The following is a 19,453-nucleotide window of genomic DNA, read 5'->3' as shown; positions in this document are numbered from 1 at the left end:
AGGAAAGCCCAAAAAGATTGCTAGATATGAATTTGCTCAACTGGACAGGGCCAAGCGATCGCTACAATTGATTGAGAATCAGCAAAAAAGTCACAAAAAAATGCCGAGACTAATAATATCTAACAAAAATCAGGGTCTCGGCTATGTCTACCATGATATCTCGCCTCGACATCACGCAAATTTTCTGCGACGTAGATGATTTCTGTAACCAGTGGGAAAATCTCTGGCAGCAAGTACCACAGTTGCCATCGACAACAGGAGAAAGGCGCAGCACTTCCCGAATGCATCTATCAGAGGTGATGACAATAGTCATTGCATTTCATGGCAGTGGATATAAGACTTTCAAAGAATTCTATACCATGCATGTGCTGACAAGTTGGCGTGAAGCATTTCCAAATCTGGTCAGCTACACTCGGTTTGTGGAACTGATGCCCTGGTGTTTAATGCTGTTATGTTGTTTTTTACATACACGTACAGGAGAAATTACAGGGATTAGCTTTATTGATTCCACCCCAATTAATGTTTGTCACAACTGTAGAGCACATTCTCACAAGGTATTTAAAGGGTTGGTGAAATGGGGGAAAAATTCTGTGGGTTGGCACTTTGGATTCAAGCTTCATTTAATTATTAATGATTGTGGAGAATTACTCGCATTTTCACTAACCCCAGCAAATGTAGATGACCGAAAACCAGTCCCAGATATGACTAAGGACTTGATTGGTAAACTCTTTGGTGACAGAGGATACATCTCTCAAAAATTATTTGAGGAGTTATATGAGCGAGGGTTGCAATTAGTCACAAAATCTAAAAAGAAAATGAAAAATCGCTTGGTAAAACTGATTGATAAAATTCTGTTACGCAAACGTGCTGTCATTGAGTCCGTCAATGACCATTTGAAAAATATATGTCAAATAGAACACTCTCGCCATCGTAGTCCATTTAACTTTTTGGTTAATTTGATGGCAGGGCTTACTGCTTATACCTATTTGCCCAAAAAACCATCTATTGACATTTACCCAAAAGACTTACCTGCATTGCCTCCTGCTATTTTTTAGTTCTGTCGAACTCACGTTAATTCAAACCACGTTAAAGAGTGGGCGTAGATTCTCTTGGACAAATGACAAATGACAAATGACAAATGACTAAATCAATTTTGCTGATTGGTAGCAACGGTCAAGTGGGTAAGGAACTAGAACAAATCCTCTCAAGCTATGGCGATGTTACCTCAGTAGCACGCCCAATAGTAGACCTTGCCCAACCCGATAACCTCCGCAACTTTATCAGAGAAAAGCAGCCGCAAATCATTATTAATGCTGCTGCTTACACTGCTGTAGACAAAGCCGAAAGCGAACCCGAACTTGCTAGCGCTATTAATGCTACCGCACCCCTAATTATTGCCCAAGAAAGCCAAAAATTAGGAGCTTTTCTAATTCATGTTTCGACGGATTATGTTTTTGATGGTAATGGCTATCGCCCTTACCAGGAAACCGATGCAACTAATCCCTTGAGTGTTTATGGTAAAACCAAACTTGCTGGAGAAGAAGCAATTCGGGAAGCCTGCGCCCATCACCTCATCCTCCGTACTGCTTGGGTTTATGGAACCTTTGGCAAAAGTAATTTTGTCAAAACTATGCTGCGACTAGGTGCAGAACGCCAAGAACTTCGTGTTGTTGCCGATCAAATTGGTAGCCCGACTTGGGCGCAAGATATAGCCACAGTCATCGCCCAGACTATTCCCCAGTTAACCCCAGAAATTAGTGGCACTTATCACTATACTAATAGCGGCGTTGCTAGCTGGTATGACTTTGCAGTTGCCATTTTTGAAGAAGCCCAACAGCTAGGCTTCCCTTTGAAAGTTGAACGTATTGTCCCCATTACAACTGCCGAATATCCAACACCAGCCAGTCGCCCAGCCTATTCTGTGCTTGCTTGTGGGAAAATTTCTGCAATTCTAGGGACTTATGCCCCTCATTGGCGACAAAGACTTCGACAAATGCTCACAGATTTTAAAATTGGGCATAAAGATTAGGGAAGAGGTGACAGGTGACAGGTAATAGAAAATAATCTGTAACCTGTACCCTATTCCCTTCTTCATTACCTATTCCCTATTTCTTTTGACTTTTTAATACTCCCGTTTCATGTTGTATGGGCAAAACATCTAAAATATCAGTTTGGGAACAATATTTTAAATCATCTAGACAGTCAAGACGCAACAATCGTTGTCCGTGACTAGCTTGGTGGAATAATCCTAATAAGTTATCTTGCCACTGAGAGTAAAGAGCGATCGCACCAGCCACTTCATCGTTACCAGCTAGTTCTTCTGGTGACAACTGTGTTTGTTGTAAAATGCTATGAGCGATCGCACCCGCACAAACTGTATCCTCTAAAGAAAAACTACCTTCCCAACCGGAACCGACAATCCACACTGTCTCTGGTTGTTTTTCTAGGAGAAATTGCACTACCGCCGCCCGGTTAATCAAGGCAGCTGCTAAGAGATTTGGGGAGTCTTGTACCCGTTGTAAAGCACGAGTGCCATTTGTGGTACTGATAAACAACCGTCGCCCCTGCACTAATTCTGGTGTGCAATCGAGGGGAGAGTTACCCAACTCAAAGCCAGGTACTTTCGCGCCACCGCGTTCTCCAGCTCGCAGCCGTTTTTCAGCGGGCCATTTTTCGCTAACTTCAACTAACTTGTCTAAATCGCTGAATACTTGTACAGCTTCGCCTCCAGCTGCCAAAACTGTCGCTATTGTGCTAGTAGCCCGCAAAACATCGACTGCGATCGCACATTCTGGCGCTTTACCCGTTGGAGTCAATTCAGGAGTGTGGTATACAAATAGCTTCACGTGCTGGATACACCTGCTTTAATACAACTTCCGCAAATAACATTCTACCCAGTTGGTGACACTAACTATAGTTACAATTACTCTCAGGGATTTTTTTAGCATGAGAATGCACTATGCAACCCATTCAATATATAATAAACACTCAAAAAGTCTACTTTTATGCTTATAGACTTTCAGACTTACTGCATTATCCTGTAATCTAAAACAAGAACAGACTTTCTAAAACTGTATTTGGCATTCCAAGTTAGCACCACTACACATACTGACTAACCTTGCCAAACAAAAACCGAAATTTTCACCTCCACTCCGCTTATCCAAAATCTCAAATCGAAATCGCTATGGCACCTTTACCCGACTACCGCCCTAAACAACTATCTTTAGGCCCCTTGGAAGCGGAAATTTTAAATATCATCTGGGAACTTGGTTCAGCCACAGTCAAGGATGTACACGATCGCATTTTGACCGATCCCAACCGCGAATTAGCCTATACTTCTGTCACCACAGTTTTACGTCGCCTCACTGATAAAGGTTGGTTAGCCTGCGATAAAAAAGAGCGGGCATTCTATTGGCGGCCAATGCTGAGTAAGCAGCAATCAGATGTCATCAAAGCTCATGAGCAGTTACAGCGATTTCTAGCGGTGGGGAACCCCGATGTTGTTGCAGCCTTTGCTGATAGTCTGGATGAAGCAGCTAGTGAGCAAATAGCAGCGATCGCCAAACGGATTCAATCTGCACGCCAAGCCAGGGAGGAAGAATGATGCATCTGATAATGATTTTGAATGCTTTGGCAGTTGCCTGGTGGTTAAGATCCTCTCGGAATCAACATCAAGGTAGTTGGAGCCGGCGGTGGCAGCGATCGCTATTTTTGTTTCTCTTTCCGCCCTTGCTAATTTTCATGACTGCGATCGCTGTCCTGTTCATGGGGCCTCAAGGGCAAATGGGCGGCATGTATACAGGCTCAATTAGCTATTTACTAGCATTAATTTATTTGGCATTTTTTGCCATTTCATGCATTAAACTTGCCTTCCAGGGTTGGCAGTCTGTAGAATCTGCCCGTAACTGTCCTTTAGTGAATGTTGGCGATAGACGAGCCAGACTGCTGCAAACAGGCGCGTTGTTTGCAGGTCAAATCGGTTTTTGGCAACCAGAATTAGTGGTTAGCCAAGGATTAGTACAAACTCTCTCACCCGCTCATTTAGAAAGCGTCTTAGCCCATGAGCAAGGGCATCACCATTATAGGGATACGTTCTGGTTTTTCTGGTTGGGTTGGGTGCGTTCTTGCACTGCATGGTTACCGAATACAGAGCCTTTGTGGGAAGAACTGTTAGCTTTGCGCGAACTCCGTGCCGATGGTTATGCAGCATTGCAGGTAGATCCTCTGGTGCTAGCAGAATCACTTTTATTGGTAGTTAGTAGCGGCCCCGTCTTATCGGAAATTTGCTGTGCTGCATTAGGTTCCTCTGGCGCAGATCGCTTAGAACAAAGAGTAGAAGCTCTATTAGCACCACCAGAACCAACCCCAGAAGCTAAATTGCAATCGTGGCATGGCTTTCTGTTGGCGTTTTTACCTTTACTGACTGTGATATTTCATAGTTAAGTTGAATTTATAGCAGGGAATAGGGAACAGGCAATAGGCTTGAAAGTGTCTTGATGCCGGGGTTTTACGATCGGTTTATGTTCTAAACTATATTTCAACTGCTATAAAAAGCCACTACAGCCCAAAGCTACGACGTTATCGACATCGGTTGTGTCTGTAGCAACTTCCGGCTTCCCTGTAGGAACTTCTGCCTTGACGTTTCCGTGTTTCGCGCAGGCTGTAGCAACTTCCGGCTTCCCTGTAGTGACTTCCGCCTTGACGTTTCCGTGTTTCGCGCAGGCTGTAGCAACTTCTGCCTTCCCTGTAGTGACTTCCGCCTTGACGTTTTCGTGTTTCGCGCAGGCTGTAGCAACTTCCGTCATGACTGTAGCGACATTGGTTATGTCTGTAGCGATGTCGGTTGCCACATCACGATGAAAATTTTGAATATAGCGGTTCCCAATTGCATGGAATACAGACCTAACCCCCAGCCCCTTCCCTTGAAGGGAAGGGGAGTAAGATTCAAAGCCTCTCTCCTTTTAGGAGAGAGGTTTGGAGAGAGGTCAAAAATGTACTGCACCCAAGCGAGAACCACTATAGGGTTGTTATATTACTCTTCTTCTAGCAACTGTTCTATATATTTTTGCACCAAAGGCACTTGAAAAGCATTGCCTTCTTGAGTCAAGATTTCTTTTCGCGTTAGTTTGCGGATAACGCCTTTGTCTTGCTGCGTGGGAGTTTCCCCGTGGATTATCCGGCGCAGGAGAGAGCGATCGCTATCTGTTAAACTCTTCCATAATTCCCGAAAATACTGATCGCCTCGCTCCAGCACAACAGGTATAACTTCTTTAACATCTTGTGCAGTAGCTTTTGCTGTATCTGCTTCTCGCCTGTTTCTTCTGATATCGCGGTTTAGCAACTCCACCACCTCATAACACACCAACTGAACGAGATAAGGTTGACAGCGAGTAAGTTGGATAATTTCATCTACAGCAGTTGGTTCATAGATATCGCGGAAGTTCTCTACTGGCTTTTGAATCAAATCGCGGGCTTCTAACTCTTGCAGGTAAGTCATTCGCAAAGCACGGGTGTTAATTAGATAGTCACTCCAGTAATCATCAAGTTCAGAAAGGATGACGACTACCCCATTCCTGGGCATGACTCTGTTCATCTATACTCAAAGCTGCACCATTTGTAGAGCGACTTGGCAAACGCGACAGTTCAATAGCCTCATCTGTAGTTAGTTCTTTCAAAGAAATAGTGTGACCAATATTGAAAAAACTAGAGACAAACCGATGCTCATTAGCATAAACATCCAGTTTTTTACGCGAAGCCACCACTAGCATCAAGGCGTTGCTATCCATCAGCGATCGCAAATTGTCATAAAATCCATTATCGAATTTATCGGGATGTTTCAAAAGGCTTTCAAAATCATCCAAACAGAGAACAGGTAGCTTTCCTTGCTGTTTCCATTGCTTAACCGCATCTGAAAATGCTTGACGATTAAGCGGTTTAGTCTTCCAACAATTTTGCAGACTGCGTTGTTGCCATCCTTGAACGTGACTCAGTAAACCTTCAGCCACAGCCTCATAGAAACCCGTTTCAGTTTGGCAATCTACACCCCGTAACGGTAGGTAAATTACCACATAATTACTGCTGTTGTTTAATACTCGCTGCTGCCAAGTCAGAACGAAATAATGCAGCAACGAAGATTTACCAATGTGCTTGTCACCAACTATATTAATACTTGTAGGCTGATCGCCCTTCATCCGAGATGCGATCGCGTGTAATTCATCTTTACGACCAACAAACAGCCTGGGGTCTTCAATCATCCCCGCAGCTACAAAAGGATTGGCAGGCAGCGCTCCAGAAGTCATGTAAAGCGTTATCCTAGTTTCAGCAATTTAAGTGCAATCACCTAAAAGAATAGCACTAGCCCGATAATGTCTTTGCGATCTAGTTCTTGGGTGTGTGGTTTTGCCATATCATGACAAGCCACAAAGCTTTTTAACACGAGATTTAAAACTAAATCATTTCAATCTGTGATACGGAAATCTAAATTTTGTGTGTAGGCTGCTTTGAGTAAAGATTACAGTTACAACAATGAAACTCAAAATCTTAGAGCAAACTTCAACATTATTAAAACTACAACTTAAGCCAGCAGCCATCCTCTACTGGTTCTTTGGCGGACTCTTTGTAGCAGGAGGCATTTTGTTGATAACGACACTGGCAAAGACAACTACATTTACTTGTAATCGGGTTGAACCTACTCAAGAAAGTTGCCAATTAATCACCAAAAGTATTTTAAAATCTCAAGTTAAAACTTGGAATCTCAAAGAGGTGATAGGTGCAAAACTAGACACTAGTACGACTGCTGGGAATAGTTATCCCTTGGTACTTGTGACAAGTAATGGTTCAATTCCGATAGATTTAGTAAATGCAAACAGCACTCAGAAGGAATCTAAGGCTGCACAAATTAATGCCTATCTTAAAAACTCACGAGAAGCAAAATTAGCGATTCATGAAGATAGTCGTTTGTGGACTTATCCTCTAGGTTTATTTTTGATTGCAAGTGGTGCTGTTTGCATTATTTATATGCTGATGAATGGCACAATTATTTGCATTTTCGATAAAACCCTTGACAAAGCAACTATTAAACGTGAAGGTTGGTTCGGTAAAGAAGTAGTTGAAGCTAAACTTTCAGAAATATCAGGGCTGAATATGGATGCAGTCGCAATTGACACAGTAACAGGCACAAGTTCAACCAGCTACAATATTGTCTTAAACTTGGTATCTGACAAGAATATTTATTTGGCTGCTGGCCCAATGTTTACTGCTAAGAGTGCAGAACAGACCCTTAATGCGATCGCCAATTTCCTAAACTAGATTAACAGCACAATCCCTTTAATACCTTTGCCAAATACTCATACTGCTCTAAAGTATTGTAAATCTGCGCCGAAATCCTTACCAACAGCCGAGGTTTTTCCTGCCACGGCATCACTTGCACTTGAATACCAAACTTATCAAACAACTCATCATGTATAGACATGAAATCGCGGTTTTCCAAAATCGTAGGCAATGGCACAACTGCCATTGAACCAATCATCTTCTCTGGACAAAGCGGCTGCACTTCTAACGCTTCACAAATTAGCTGTCTTCCCTGCAACACTAGCTGATGATTTTGCTGTCTCAATTCTGTCCACCCACCAGGTAGCAACAAACCCATAAAAGCGATCGCTTCTGGTACAGACATATAAGCTGTAGGATCGTTTGTACCTGTCCAGTCAAATTCCAACTGAAACCGGGTTTTATCAGTGCGTGGCGAATTTGTCCCGTGGCTAATTGTCAGAGGACGAATTTCTGACTGTTTATCTCGCCGCACATACAAAAATGCTGCCCCTTTGGGCGCACACAGCCATTTATGACAATTCCCGGTGTAATAAGTTGCGCCAATCTCTCGCAAATCGAGGGGAATCATTCCAGGTGCATGTGCCCCATCTACCAATGTATCTACACCCCGTTGTTGCAATTCCTTCACCAACTCTTGAATCGGGAAGATTAACGCTGTCTGACTGGTAACATGATCCAAAAGTACTAATCGGGTTTTTGGTGAAACTCGCTCAATTACTGCTGCAATTACTTGCTGTGGCGAGTCAATCGGGAAAGGAATTTTTGCCACCACCACCCGCGCACCAGTGCGACTGGCAATAAAATCAAGTGCATTGCGGCAAGCATTATATTCGTGGTTAGTTGTAAGTATTTCGTCCTCTGGTGAAAATGTCAGCGACCTTAACACCGAATTAACGCCAGTAGTCGCATTGGGGACAAATACCAAATCCTGGACATCAGCACCTACAAATGCCGCCAGCTTACTTCTGGCATCGTCTAGCAGAGGTTCCCATTCCCTACCAAAAAAGCGTAGGGGTTCTTGTTCAAGCTGCGATCGCAATCTTTGTTGAAACTCCAGCACTTGTTTAGGACAAGCACCAAAAGACCCATGATTCAGAAAAGTCACAGCCGAGTCAAGCGACCATAAGTCTGTGATGGATAATCTAGAATCCAAAATTTAAAATCCAAAATTGATAAACTCCCCAGGCTGGATTCGAACCAGCGACCAATCGATTAACAGTCGATCGCTCTACCACTGAGCTACTGAGGACCACTCACGATTTATAATAGTAGGGCTAAAAATAAGATTTGGCAAGTACTTTCGCCAATATTTTTTTTTAGATGCTTAATTTAGATAATTTTTGAAGCCAAAATCCATTCAGGAACTTAAGCAGAGACTCTTAGATACTAGATTATCTACTGTAATCCCATTCGTAATTCAGCCAGACGCTGCCGTGCTTTAGCATCAATAGCATTAGCTAAAAATCTACTCTTCGATTGCTTGCGCGTATGATACTTTTGTCGCATCCGGCAGACAGTAGCTTCCACTTCCCCACAAAGTTGTTGCGCCGACAACCATTCAGCCCCATACCCCTGTATCATCAATTGCTGCGCCCGATCTGATGTAGCAACAATCACACGAGAAATTAAAGATTGGGCTATTTGGTGACGAAAAGAAGCACAGGATTTTTCAATGTAAGTATCTGCCGTCTGCCCAAAATCAGTGTAATAAACTGATAAAAGCTCAGTAATTATTTCTTTATTGCTAGAAGAATTCTGATATTGGGCATCAAAAACTATCTGAGTTGTATAACCTTGAAACGCACTATAACCAGTCATTGCTTCCACAAGTTCGCCCCGTGCGGCCTCTAATCCAACGCTATCACGCGTTTTTTTAAGGCAAGGCCAAGCGCCTATTATATTGTAGCCGTCCACTAACAAAACGGCTTGGAGTAAGGAACGGGGCATGGTTTTTAATCACAATTTTCTAGAGTTAACAAAATTCATTCATAAGTTTTATAATAATTGATGCATTGTCTGTAACACTATGCTACACAGAATAAAAAATACGGCAACCTCACAAAACTACAACCTAAGATAGACGCACCAACTTAAAACGCGCCTTTTAAATAAAGGCGCGTTACAGTTCTTTCTTAGTAGTATTCAGGAGTGCTAAGTACAATTCATTGTACTTATTCACTCATTACTCATTACTCAGCACTCATTACTCAGCACTCAATTAAGATGCTTCGCTGTGTACCTCCATCAGACGTTGTTTAAGGCGTTGGGCTTCACCTTTATCTACCAGAGAGCCTTTTTCTAGCAAAAAAGCGCCGTCACAGTAATTTAACTCGTCTAATCGATGTGTTACCCACAAGGCTGTTATCCCTCGACTTTTGACAAGGCGACGGACACTAGCAACTAAATCTAACTGGCTATCTGGATCTAGTAAGGCAGTGGGTTCATCTAATAATAAGACTTCACAGCGACGGGCGATCGCACCTGCGATCGCTACTCGTTGTTTCTGTCCCCCAGAGAGTGCATAAATAGGTCGTCGTTGGAGGGTAAGCAAATTCACCGCTCCCAGCGCCTCCTCAACCCTGGCTCTAGTGGCAGCAGGTGGCAACTTTTCTTCCACCAATCCAAAAGCCACATCAGCACCAACCGTTGGCATCACTAGTTGATGGTCTGGATTTTGGAAAACAAAGCCAACGGGGTGCAAAACCCGAATTTCCCCAGATTCAGGAGCCAATAACCCTGCCAGCAGTCTAAGTAACGTTGATTTTCCACTGCCATTTGTACCCAAGAGCATCCAAAACTCACCCTTGGGTACTTCTAAAGAGCAAGATTTGATAACTTTCTCTCCATTTGGCCAACTGAAATTTAAATCCTTGACCTCAATGCCCACTTGAGCCATTTGTCAACCTTGGTTACTCAGCAGCTACAGCGAAAAATCCAGGTGGTCTGCCACCACCAGGGGTTGTACCATCTTTCTGAACAATCTGCACCCCAGAAATTTCACTAGCGCGGACAGCAATTTTTTTCTCTGTCTTGCCCTCACACTTGAGTTCCACAATGTCAGGATTCCCAGAACGGATTGCTGCCAAAATTAGCTGATAGACAGCCTCAGCATCCTCTGCTGACTTACGTTGTACCGAAATAGGGAAAGCAGTGTTTCTGATGCTTAAATCGATGGTAAACATTTAGCAATAATCAAATTTAACTGTGGACTCATTTTAGCGTCAGCTGAGTGATTCTAGGGAAAAGGGCATTGGAAGAGGCAGAGGGGCAGGGAACAAGGGGGAGAATTAGAATTACCTCTTTCCTCTCTGTTCCTCTGCTTTATCTACCTCATCTGGACAAAAAATTAATTTTTATTACAAAACCCCTAGAAAAATTAACGATTTACACCTAATATGATTAAAGGTGTGTAAAAAATTGTAAACTTGGTTAACAACCCGGTTAACTTTCTGCTTATAGAAGGCTTTTATTTAGCCATCTATAATACAGATACAACCTGTACTTATAAACATTTGGAGATTTGCTCTAATGACCATCGCAGTTGGACGTGCGCCCAGTAGAGGGTGGTTTGACGTTCTAGACGACTGGCTCAAGCGCGATCGCTTCGTATTCGTAGGTTGGTCAGGGATACTATTGTTCCCCTGCGCCTTCCTAGCACTAGGCGGTTGGCTGACCGGCACCACCTTCGTCACCTCTTGGTATACCCACGGATTAGCCTCCTCATACCTAGAAGGTGCTAACTTCCTCACAGTGGCAGTATCCACCCCCGCCGACAGCATGGGACATTCCCTATTGCTGTTGTGGGGCCCAGAAGCCCAAGGCGACCTCACCCGTTGGTTCCAACTGGGTGGCTTGTGGCCATTCGTTGCCCTACACGGAGCCTTTGGTTTGATTGGCTTCATGTTACGGCAATTTGAAATTGCGCGTCTAGTAGGAATCCGTCCTTATAACGCCCTCGCCTTCTCAGCTCCCATTGCAGTATTCGTCAGTGTATTCCTGATGTACCCCTTGGGACAATCAAGCTGGTTCTTTGCTCCCAGCTTTGGCGTAGCGGCAATTTTCCGGTTCCTGCTATTCTTGCAAGGCTTCCACAACTGGACACTCAACCCCTTCCACATGATGGGTGTTGCTGGTGTATTGGGTGGTGCATTATTGTGCGCCATTCACGGAGCCACGGTAGAAAATACCTTGTTTGAAGACGGTGATGGTGCTAACACCTTCCGCGCCTTCAATCCCACCCAGTCTGAAGAAACCTATTCAATGGTGACAGCAAACCGTTTCTGGTCACAGATTTTCGGGATTGCTTTCTCAAACAAACGCTGGTTGCACTTCTTTATGTTGTTCGTGCCAGTCACAGGTTTGTGGATGAGTGCCGTCGGCATCGTCGGTTTAGCACTCAACCTGCGAGCTTATGATTTCGTCTCCCAAGAATTACGGGCGGCGGAAGACCCTGAGTTTGAAACCTTCTATACCAAAAACATTTTGCTGAACGAGGGTATCCGCGCTTGGATGGCTCCTCAAGATCAACCCCACGAACAGTTTGTATTCCCTGAGGAAGTTCTACCTCGCGGTAATGCTCTGTAGTATTAAAAGCTGATCATGACTTGAATCAGTTTTATGGTTGCCGAAAATTGACATCAGCCAGATTAAATAATCTCCTTGGCATAAGCTAATAAAGTGTCAATATTCCCCATTCTCCAATCATCTCCCACCAAAAGGCGGGAGATTTTTTTATATATAGCTAATATCTCTAAATTTATGTGTTATGTTAGGTGAAGGTTATGAACCCAGAGTAAATCTCTGCCCTTTTAAAACTAAGACCGCTTAGGCAATAAGGAGGTGATGCCCATGATAGAAAGTAGTAAATGCGTGGGTCATCAGGTTGCAGTTAGCCGGCTGTGTGCCGGGGCTGTTCTCTAAAAGTTAGCCTTAGTCATCTTTGAGATACTAAGTTAGCTCAAGTAGCTAGGCAAGCTCGGAGTTCCTTCCGGCAGTCTGGTTGCAACCTGAAGACCCGCTAGACCGCTCTGATTTAGATCATCCGATCCAAATCAGAGCGGATAGTTTTTTATGGGTGAATTTTTAAAACTTAGATAGCAATACACGCGATAGATAAAGCCAATGCGTTTAAGTTTTCTTAAAATTAAAAATATCTTGCATCAAACCTTGGTGTATGACCTGATGTGAGCTACAGCATTTATTTACCAAGCCTGATTTAAATATACACACACGCATTAGGCATTAGCTGATCTTCCCATAGTTTATGTGTGGAAAATCAAATGGGTCTATTTCTGTCAAATGCAAGATGTAACAAATATATAGTTAGGAATTTTTTGAGATGACACAACTACTCACGGAAACGGAAATTCAAGAGCAGGCAAAGGTTTTGTCAGGTTGGACTGTCGAACAATCTAAGTTGTATATTACTCGCACATTCAAGGATTTTATCCAAGCAATTGAGTTCGTCAATAAACTGGTGGAACCAGCTGAGTCAGCAGGACATCATCCAGACATAGAGATTTCCTACAACAAAGTGAAGATTACACTCACAACCCATGATGCAGGCGGACTAACACAGGCAGACTTTGATGTCGCGCAGACGATTTCCCAAATTAAATAAGTGATTTCTTCTGATATCTTGCACCAGGCGACTGTAAAGTAACAGCGACAAAGACAAAACACGCATATCTGTACTCATGAGGGAAAACTAACCCGTAGCTTGATTGAGAGTAAAGGTATGCGTTTTTCTTGAAAGTTCGCGGGTTTCAAAAACCTTGATTCCTGATTTTGTTTTTTATTCCAAAAATACCAGGCAACGACCCTCCTGAAAGGCTTTGCTATGTTTGTTATGGCCGAGCCAGTGGATTTAAACTGGTGTGCAACTTCTACAGGCTAAGTGTAAGAAGTGATTTTTATCTGCAAGATGCCAAGTATAGAAGACTTTCAGCAATTTAGCCAAGTAGGAACTAAATGCCCTAAACTTTACTCCCTCCTTAGATATATAGATAGCTATGTGTGACAGTTATTAAGCCGATCGCTCCAATCTTGCCATCTAGATCAGATGTTTTATAATGTTATGATATAAAGATATGTTTTTGCATAAGTTAATCACATCAGTTTTTAACCCCAAGTTAATCGTTTATTAGCTTTGCAAAAACTAGAATTGTAGTAAGGCAATTATGCCTCATCCATAGGTTTCGATGAGATGTCGCATTTTCGAGAATTAGGTGGAACGAAACCAATTATCTAAACAAGGTGTGAGGAGTAAAGAAAAAATGTCTAATCTATTATGGAAATCCCTAGTGGTTAGCCCAGCAGTTTTGGGAGCAACGTTGTTAGTTTCGACAACAGCGATCGCGGCTCCAAACACAACCACTGAAGTATCACCAGCAAAACAAGTAGGTGTAGCTGAAGTTGCCCAACAGCCAGAATTGTTGGCTCAAACAACGATAGATCAAGTTAATCGTTACAGCAACGAAGGCAACCAAAATAACTCTCAGTCTCAAGTAACATCGGTTTCGCAATTTTCCGACGTACAACCAACTGACTGGGCATTCCAAGCATTGCAGTCCTTGGTTGAACGCTATGGTTGTATTGCAGGTTATCCGAATGCCACTTACCGTGGTAATCGTGCTTTGACCCGTTATGAATTTGCTGCTGGTTTGAACGCTTGTTTGGATCGCGTTAACGAGTTGATTGCCACAGCAACAGCTGACTTGGTGACGAAACAAGATTTAGCTACCCTACAGCGTTTACAAGAAGAATTTTCCGCAGAATTGGCAACCCTACGCGGTCGCGTAGATTCCCTAGAAGCGCGGACTGCTGAATTGGAAGCGAATCAGTTCTCCACCACTACAAAACTAGTCGGTGAAGCCATTTTTGCCGTTACTGATGTGTTTGGTGGTAACACTGGTGACAACAACAATACAGTCTTCCAAGATCGGGTACGTTTAGACTTGCAAACCAGCTTCACTGGTAGAGACATTTTACATACTCGTCTCGCAGCAGGGAATGCAACAGCTTTCACACAATTTGATAACGCTGGTGGTGCGATCAACACTGCTGAAGGCACACAAACATTTGAAATCGGTAGCACTGGTAACAACGCTGTTCGGATAGACCGATTGACCTATGAAGTTCCCGTAGGCCCAGCCAATGTATACTTGGCAGCCAGTGGTGGACGACACAGCCATTATGCTGCTGTCAACAATCCTTACTTTTTCGACAACACTGATGGCGGTAACGGCGCTTTATCCACCTTTGCTTCTGAAAGTCCCATCTATCGGATTGGTGGCGGTGCAGGTATAGCGCTCAATCTACCTCTTGGTAGAGGTCAGGGTCTTTTGGGAAATAGCTCAATCACTGCTGGTTACTTGGCATCACAAGCTAATGATCCTGCTCTAAGTTCCGGTCTGACTAACGGCGATTATGCTGCATTAGGACAGTTGAACTTTAGTGTTGGCGATCGCTTGGCTTTAGCTGCTACCTACGTCCACGGATATAGCGCAGGTGGTGCTTTATTTAACTCTGGTTCTACGACAGATGGAGATATTGTTGCAGTAGGTACTGGACAAGCAAACACTCTACTAGGTGCAGGTTCCAGCAACTCCTACGGTGTGTCAGCTGCGTTTAGACCCAGCGACAAACTATCCGTTAGTGGCTTCGTCTCTTACCACGATGTGACTGGCTTCGGTGTAGGTGATGATTATGAAGCTTGGAGCTATGGTTTAGGGGTAGCCTTACCTGATTTCGGTAAAAAGGGTAACGTTTTAGGTATTTTTGCAGGTGCAGAACCCTACTCCTTTAACCGAACAGGTGTTGCTGCTGGTAATGATATACCATATCACTTTGAAGGCTTTTACAAATATCGCGTATCGGATAACATCTCTATTACCCCTGGCGTAATTTGGTTGACCTCTCCTGGTCAAAGCAGCGCTAACGATGATGCAATTATCGGTACACTCAGAACAACTTTCACCTTCTAGACTGTTGACTATCCATTGATAATTTAGAACTTTATTTTTCCCCGCCATCAGGCGGGGTTTTTTATTTTGAGTAGCAGCAATGGATAAACCCCAGTGATTAACCGGGGTATAGTAGGGGCGCAAGGCCTTGCGTCCCTACGTTCACTCAAAGTAACAGATCGCGTCTTCTATCTCGTAGCACTGTTAGGCGAACCAACCGCAGCGACTGGATTTGTCTGATTCAGATAATCGTAAACTAGTTGGGAAACTTGACGGATAAAGTCCCTCCCCCTAGTGTCCTTATAGGGACGTGTGACGAAGATAGCCGCTAAATAACGTTTTCCATTTGGCATACTCACAAATCCGGCATCGCCGATGAGAAACCCAATATCTCCGGTTTTGTTGGCTATGACTGCACCTTTCCCCAAACCGGCGGGAAGCAGTGTGTGAATTGTAGTGTGACGCAGAATATCCAAAGCTTGCTCTCGGCTTTGCGGAGAAACTAGCTTGTTATTCACAACTAAAGCCAGCACTCGCGCCATATCTTGAGAACTTGTGGTGTTGGTTCCTCTCAAGTCAGCCAAAAGATGCCGAATTACTGTGTCTTTCAGTCCCCAGTTACGGAACCGCTGATTTAGTTTTGTAGCTCCACCTAAGCGATCGATAACCATATTGGTGGCGGTATTGTCACTAATGGTTATCATCTTAGTGATGGTTTCCAAAGCTGTATACTTCTTGCCAACTCGCTCATACTGCATACTTCCAGAACCATTGGTTACTAAGTCACGTCGCATAGTCAGGTTTTCCTGAAGGGTGACTTTACCCGCATCTAAATCTTGGAAAAAGGCGATGAGAATTGGCAATTTAATCGTACTAGCTGCGGGGAAAACGCGATCGCCCCCAACATCCAAATAATCCCCAGTATCCAAATCCAGGAAAAACATTCCTGTTTTCAGGAAGCTGTAACGATTCATCAAGGCTTTAATCTGCGGTTCCAGCGCTTTCATCGGTGAATGCATTGGAACTACGCCAGCAAACAGAGTGCTATTATCACTTACTGCTGGAGAAATAATCGATTGAGTAGGAGTTATTTCTAAAATGTTTGGCCGGGTTGCAGTCAATTGTATCGGCTTGGGTAACTTCACAGACCAATGATTGAGAGATTCCTCTTGCAGCTTCACCTGTGCTAAGTCGAAAGTATAATTGGGTGCTAAAGTAACTACCATACGGGTAGTATCTGTATTAAACTGCCCGATGCTAATATCTTTAATTACTAACCCCACTCTTTGACTAGTCTGTGGATATCCTAGTTTGACTCCAGGTAAATCAATTACCAGACGGGTTGGATTGGTAAGTAATTGTACTTTGGGTTGAATATTCTCGTCTGTCGTAAAATCTAGATGATTACGATTGCTATCAAAATGCCAATTAGCGATCGCAGCAGCTTTGACAGTGGAGCCAAACAGGAACAAGCTGAAGAAACTGGGTAGAAGCCAGCTAAATTTTAAAAAGTTTTCTTTGTGTGTGAGGAGCATCGGTGATCGTTTTGTGTGATGAAAATTCATGAACGAACAAAAGCCGCCCACTATTAAAGCACACAGATCAAAAAAATTTTCAATTATTGATTTATCAAAACAGAATTCAGGAGTCAGGAGCCAGAATTCAGAATTTAATTCTGTGTGACTGGCGGATAGCGGTAGCAGGGTGTTTAGCCCATTCTGACTTCTGAATTCAAAAAACATCAGTTACAAGTATTTAATTTAACTAGTATTTGACAATAGGCTATTTATACACTGAATCTAAAGGCGAGTAGAAAAGAGCGCTGCCTTGGCGATCGCTATATGAACAATCTCCCTCCGCGTAAAAAAAGGCGGGCAAGATGCCCACCTCACAACATTTTGAGAATATTCTGTTGCTATTAACCCAACAATTGTTTAGCCTTTGCTAACACATTATCAACGCTAAAGCCAAACTTCTCTAGACAAACATTACCTGGAGCCGAAGCACCAAAGCGATCGATACTAACGCAATCGCCTTCAGTACCAACATATTTGTGCCAACCAAAACTGCTAGCAGCTTCTACAGACAAACGCTTGGTGACTGCTTTTGGTAGAACAGACTCTTTATAAGCTGCATCCTGTGCTTCAAAGAGTTCCCATGAAGGTAGTGAGACAACACGGACTTTCTTACCTTCAGCCTTGAGTTTTTCGGCTGCGCCGACGGCGAGGCTCAATTCTGAACCAGTACCAATCAAGATGATTTCAGGTGTACCTTCGCTATCTACTACGGTGTATCCACCCTTTGCTACGCCTTCAATTGATGTACCTGCCAAGTTGGGGACGTTTTGACGAGTGAATGCCAATAGAGATGGAGCATTTTCCTTCGCTTTCTCGATCGCTACTTTATAAGCACCAGAGGTTTCGTTACCGTCTGCGGGACGAAACACTAATAAATTAGGAATGGCTCGCAAAGAAGCCAGAGTTTCAATGGGTTGGTGTGTGGGGCCATCTTCACCTTGTCCAATGGAATCGTGAGTCATCACCCAAATCGCGCCAGCTTGAGAAAGGGCGGATAAGCGGATGGCAGCACGCATATAATCTGTGAAGATTAAGAAGGTAGCACCGTAGGGAATTAATCCTGAAGTGTGCAGCGCTATACCATTACAGATTGCGCCCATAGCATGTTCCCGCACACCAAAGTGGATGTTGGGGTTTTCGTAGTTCCCTTTTTGGAAGTCGCCCTTGCCCTTGATTTCGGTCAAGTTGGAGTGGGTTAAGTCAGCCGAACCACCAATCAATTCAGGTAAAGCTGCCGCTATTTTGTTGAGGCAGGTTTCTGAGTGTTTGCGGGTAGGCAATCCTTTGTCTTCGGGGCTGTAGGTGGGTAGTACCTTATCCCAACCATCAGGTAGCTTACCGCTTAGGTAGCGTTCAAATTCAGCCGCTTCTTGGGGATACTTAGCTTTGTAGTCGGCAAATGTTTTGTTCCATTCGGTTTCGTAACCTGCGCCGCGTTCAACTGCTTTGCGTGTGTGGTTGAGGGCTTCTTGTGGAACATCAAAAGGCTCGTATTCCCAACCCAAATTTTTCCGAGTCAAGGCTATTTCGTCTCCACCCAAAGCAGCACCGTGAATACCAGCAGTGTTTTGTTTGTTGGGAGAACCATAACCAATTGTGGTTGTCACCTTAATCATTGATGGTTTATCGGTGACAGCTTTAGCTTCTTCAATTGCTTTGGCGATCGCTGCTAAATCGGTATTGCCGTCTTCAACGTGGAGAACGTGCCAACCGTAAGCTTCAAACCGCTTGGAAACATCTTCGGTGAATGCTACATCTGTGGAACCGTCGATGGAAATGTGGTTGTCGTCGTACAGAGCGATGAGTTTGCCTAATCCCAAGTGTCCTGCGAAAGAAGCAGCTTCACCAGAAATACCTTCCATGTTGCAACCATCACCTAAAATTACGTAAGTGTAATGGTCAACAATTTTGGTATCAGGTTTGTTGTATTTAGCGGCAAGGTGCGCTTCGGCGATCGCTAAACCAACTCCATTGGCAATTCCTTGACCCAAGGGGCCAGTTGTGACTTCCACGCCTGGGGTCATGAAGTTTTCGGGGTGTCCAGGGGTTTTGGATTCCCATTGACGGAATTGTTTGATATCTTCAATGGTGACGCTATCGTAGCCTGTCAGGTACAGTAGGGCGTACTGCAACATCGAGCCATGACCGGCAGACAATACAAAGCGATCGCGGTTAAACCACTTGGGATTCTTGGGATTAAACTTCAAAAAGCGATCCCAGAGGACAAAAGCCATCGGAGCCGCGCCCATTGGTAGTCCTGGGTGTCCCGATTTTGCCTTTTCTACGGCATCAATAGCCAAGAAGCGGATCGAGTTAATAGCCAGTTCTTCGACGGACAATTCTTTGGCGGATTGGGTTGCAACAGTCATAATCTCTTGTTTTTAACGACGGGTTAGCACTCTTCGTAGCTTCTCTTGCTGGGGTTATTTTAGATTCCCCACAGTATCCTCATCATCCCACTCCCGCTTGTCGATGGACAAGCGGGATCTCCTGAGTTTATGGTGATAAATCAAGCTGATAATTGGGTCATGCTGAACGCTTAAGTTATATCGGAATGATATTTCTGATACTTTGGGCATT

General features: G+C 43.8%; 18 protein-coding genes and 1 tRNA gene. 8 read left to right on the top strand and 11 right to left on the bottom strand.

Going from position 1 to position 19,453, the window contains the following annotated elements:
* Positions 1-152: 152 nt before the first annotated feature.
* On the top strand, positions 153-1,055 hold the full coding sequence (locus tag ACFFRD_RS29950) for an IS982 family transposase (protein WP_392483087.1): 903 nt from the start codon (positions 153-155) through the stop codon (positions 1,053-1,055).
* An 83-nt stretch (positions 1,056-1,138) separates the two neighbouring features.
* Complete coding sequence (gene rfbD / locus ACFFRD_RS29945) at positions 1,139-2,029, top strand: dTDP-4-dehydrorhamnose reductase (protein WP_392479364.1); 891 nt, start codon at positions 1,139-1,141, stop codon at positions 2,027-2,029.
* Positions 2,030-2,105: 76 nt separating this feature from the next.
* On the opposite strand, the gene ACFFRD_RS29940 is transcribed toward rfbD, so the two are convergent.
* Complete coding sequence (locus tag ACFFRD_RS29940) at positions 2,106-2,846, bottom strand: 2-phosphosulfolactate phosphatase family protein (protein WP_392479363.1); 741 nt, start codon at positions 2,844-2,846, stop codon at positions 2,106-2,108.
* A 338-nt stretch (positions 2,847-3,184) separates the two neighbouring features.
* Between ACFFRD_RS29940 and ACFFRD_RS29935 the strand changes: the two genes are divergently transcribed.
* Positions 3,185-3,604, top strand: a complete 420-nt coding sequence (locus ACFFRD_RS29935; protein WP_190961904.1) for a BlaI/MecI/CopY family transcriptional regulator — start codon at positions 3,185-3,187, stop codon at positions 3,602-3,604.
* On the top strand, positions 3,604-4,443 hold the full coding sequence (locus tag ACFFRD_RS29930; protein WP_392483198.1) for a M56 family metallopeptidase: 840 nt from the start codon (positions 3,604-3,606) through the stop codon (positions 4,441-4,443). Before ACFFRD_RS29935 ends, ACFFRD_RS29930 begins: the two co-directional genes overlap by 1 nt.
* Before the next feature lie 101 nt (positions 4,444-4,544).
* Here ACFFRD_RS29930 and ACFFRD_RS29925 read toward each other — a convergent pair whose 3' ends face one another.
* The 3 genes from ACFFRD_RS29925 to ACFFRD_RS29915 all read right to left on the bottom strand — a co-directional run bounded on the left by ACFFRD_RS29925 (position 4,545) and on the right by ACFFRD_RS29915 (position 6,299).
* Positions 4,545-4,850 (bottom strand): hypothetical protein, encoded by a 306-nt coding sequence (locus ACFFRD_RS29925; RefSeq protein WP_392479362.1) that lies wholly within the window; start codon positions 4,848-4,850, stop codon positions 4,545-4,547.
* A 182-nt stretch (positions 4,851-5,032) separates the two neighbouring features.
* Positions 5,033-5,581: a hypothetical protein gene (locus ACFFRD_RS29920; RefSeq protein WP_392479361.1), complete on the bottom strand. Its 549-nt coding sequence runs from the start codon at positions 5,579-5,581 to the stop codon at positions 5,033-5,035.
* Complete coding sequence (locus ACFFRD_RS29915; RefSeq protein WP_392479360.1) at positions 5,547-6,299, bottom strand: AAA family ATPase; 753 nt, start codon at positions 6,297-6,299, stop codon at positions 5,547-5,549. Before ACFFRD_RS29915 ends, ACFFRD_RS29920 begins: the two co-directional genes overlap by 35 nt.
* 226 nt (positions 6,300-6,525) lie before the next feature.
* Between ACFFRD_RS29915 and ACFFRD_RS29910 the strand changes: the two genes are divergently transcribed.
* Entirely contained in the window at positions 6,526-7,308 is a 783-nt protein-coding gene (locus tag ACFFRD_RS29910; protein ID WP_392479358.1) for a hypothetical protein, read from the top strand.
* A 1-nt stretch (position 7,309) separates the two neighbouring features.
* Here the strand turns inward: ACFFRD_RS29910 and ACFFRD_RS29905 are convergent, their stop codons facing one another.
* From ACFFRD_RS29905 to ACFFRD_RS29885, 5 genes are all read right to left on the bottom strand, one after another.
* The gene (locus ACFFRD_RS29905; protein ID WP_392479356.1) at positions 7,310-8,485 is read right to left on the bottom strand and encodes an aminotransferase class V-fold PLP-dependent enzyme; all 1,176 of its coding nucleotides are present in this window, start codon (positions 8,483-8,485) and stop codon (positions 7,310-7,312) included.
* Positions 8,486-8,509: 24 nt separating this feature from the next.
* Positions 8,510-8,581, bottom strand: a tRNA-Asn gene (locus tag ACFFRD_RS29900).
* A gap of 146 nt (positions 8,582-8,727) precedes the next feature.
* Entirely contained in the window at positions 8,728-9,279 is a 552-nt protein-coding gene (locus ACFFRD_RS29895) for an NYN domain-containing protein (protein WP_114082779.1), read from the bottom strand.
* A gap of 271 nt (positions 9,280-9,550) precedes the next feature.
* Positions 9,551-10,228 (bottom strand): ABC transporter ATP-binding protein, encoded by a 678-nt coding sequence (locus tag ACFFRD_RS29890; RefSeq protein ID WP_114082780.1) that lies wholly within the window; start codon positions 10,226-10,228, stop codon positions 9,551-9,553.
* A gap of 13 nt (positions 10,229-10,241) precedes the next feature.
* The gene (locus ACFFRD_RS29885; protein ID WP_012410874.1) at positions 10,242-10,514 is read right to left on the bottom strand and encodes a hypothetical protein; all 273 of its coding nucleotides are present in this window, start codon (positions 10,512-10,514) and stop codon (positions 10,242-10,244) included.
* A 346-nt stretch (positions 10,515-10,860) separates the two neighbouring features.
* Between ACFFRD_RS29885 and psbD the strand changes: the two genes are divergently transcribed.
* From psbD to ACFFRD_RS29870, 3 genes are all read left to right on the top strand, one after another.
* Positions 10,861-11,916 (top strand): photosystem II D2 protein (photosystem q(a) protein), encoded by a 1,056-nt coding sequence (psbD, locus tag ACFFRD_RS29880; RefSeq protein WP_012409998.1) that lies wholly within the window; start codon positions 10,861-10,863, stop codon positions 11,914-11,916.
* A 754-nt stretch (positions 11,917-12,670) separates the two neighbouring features.
* The gene (locus ACFFRD_RS29875; protein ID WP_392479352.1) at positions 12,671-12,952 is read left to right on the top strand and encodes a 4a-hydroxytetrahydrobiopterin dehydratase; all 282 of its coding nucleotides are present in this window, start codon (positions 12,671-12,673) and stop codon (positions 12,950-12,952) included.
* A 655-nt stretch (positions 12,953-13,607) separates the two neighbouring features.
* On the top strand, positions 13,608-15,317 hold the full coding sequence (locus ACFFRD_RS29870) for an iron uptake porin (RefSeq protein ID WP_392479351.1): 1,710 nt from the start codon (positions 13,608-13,610) through the stop codon (positions 15,315-15,317).
* Positions 15,318-15,484: 167 nt separating this feature from the next.
* Here the strand turns inward: ACFFRD_RS29870 and ACFFRD_RS29865 are convergent, their stop codons facing one another.
* On the bottom strand, positions 15,485-16,831 hold the full coding sequence (locus ACFFRD_RS29865; protein ID WP_392479349.1) for a serine hydrolase: 1,347 nt from the start codon (positions 16,829-16,831) through the stop codon (positions 15,485-15,487).
* A 383-nt stretch (positions 16,832-17,214) separates the two neighbouring features.
* On the bottom strand, positions 17,215-19,242 hold the full coding sequence (gene tkt, locus ACFFRD_RS29860) for a transketolase (RefSeq protein WP_392479347.1): 2,028 nt from the start codon (positions 19,240-19,242) through the stop codon (positions 17,215-17,217).
* Positions 19,243-19,453 lie beyond the last annotated feature (211 nt).

The organism is Nostoc sp. C110, assembly GCF_043099725.1.
In the GTDB taxonomy this organism is placed as follows: Bacteria; Cyanobacteriota; Cyanobacteriia; order Cyanobacteriales; family Nostocaceae; genus Nostoc; species Nostoc muscorum_A.
Note: the sequence above shows the minus strand (reverse complement) of the source record. Positions and strands in the feature narration are given on the sequence as shown.

Excerpts from the sequence above, each read along its gene's own strand:
- ACFFRD_RS29950 (WP_392483087.1), top strand. The coding sequence starts at position 153 with ATGATATCTCGCCTCGACATCACGCAAATTTTCTGCGACGTAGATGAT.
- rfbD (WP_392479364.1), top strand. The coding sequence starts at position 1,139 with ATGACTAAATCAATTTTGCTGATTGGTAGCAACGGTCAAGTGGGTAAG.
- ACFFRD_RS29935 (WP_190961904.1), top strand. The coding sequence starts at position 3,185 with ATGGCACCTTTACCCGACTACCGCCCTAAACAACTATCTTTAGGCCCC.
- ACFFRD_RS29930 (WP_392483198.1), top strand. The coding sequence starts at position 3,604 with ATGCATCTGATAATGATTTTGAATGCTTTGGCAGTTGCCTGGTGGTTA.
- ACFFRD_RS29920 (WP_392479361.1), bottom strand. The coding sequence starts at position 5,581 with ATGCCCAGGAATGGGGTAGTCGTCATCCTTTCTGAACTTGATGATTAC.
- ACFFRD_RS29915 (WP_392479360.1), bottom strand. The coding sequence starts at position 6,299 with ATGACTTCTGGAGCGCTGCCTGCCAATCCTTTTGTAGCTGCGGGGATG.
- ACFFRD_RS29910 (WP_392479358.1), top strand. The coding sequence starts at position 6,526 with ATGAAACTCAAAATCTTAGAGCAAACTTCAACATTATTAAAACTACAA.
- ACFFRD_RS29895 (WP_114082779.1), bottom strand. The coding sequence starts at position 9,279 with ATGCCCCGTTCCTTACTCCAAGCCGTTTTGTTAGTGGACGGCTACAAT.
- ACFFRD_RS29890 (WP_114082780.1), bottom strand. The coding sequence starts at position 10,228 with ATGGCTCAAGTGGGCATTGAGGTCAAGGATTTAAATTTCAGTTGGCCA.
- ACFFRD_RS29885 (WP_012410874.1), bottom strand. The coding sequence starts at position 10,514 with ATGTTTACCATCGATTTAAGCATCAGAAACACTGCTTTCCCTATTTCG.
- psbD (WP_012409998.1), top strand. The coding sequence starts at position 10,861 with ATGACCATCGCAGTTGGACGTGCGCCCAGTAGAGGGTGGTTTGACGTT.
- ACFFRD_RS29875 (WP_392479352.1), top strand. The coding sequence starts at position 12,671 with ATGACACAACTACTCACGGAAACGGAAATTCAAGAGCAGGCAAAGGTT.
- ACFFRD_RS29870 (WP_392479351.1), top strand. The coding sequence starts at position 13,608 with ATGTCTAATCTATTATGGAAATCCCTAGTGGTTAGCCCAGCAGTTTTG.
- ACFFRD_RS29865 (WP_392479349.1), bottom strand. The coding sequence starts at position 16,831 with ATGCTCCTCACACACAAAGAAAACTTTTTAAAATTTAGCTGGCTTCTA.
- tkt (WP_392479347.1), bottom strand. The coding sequence starts at position 19,242 with ATGACTGTTGCAACCCAATCCGCCAAAGAATTGTCCGTCGAAGAACTG.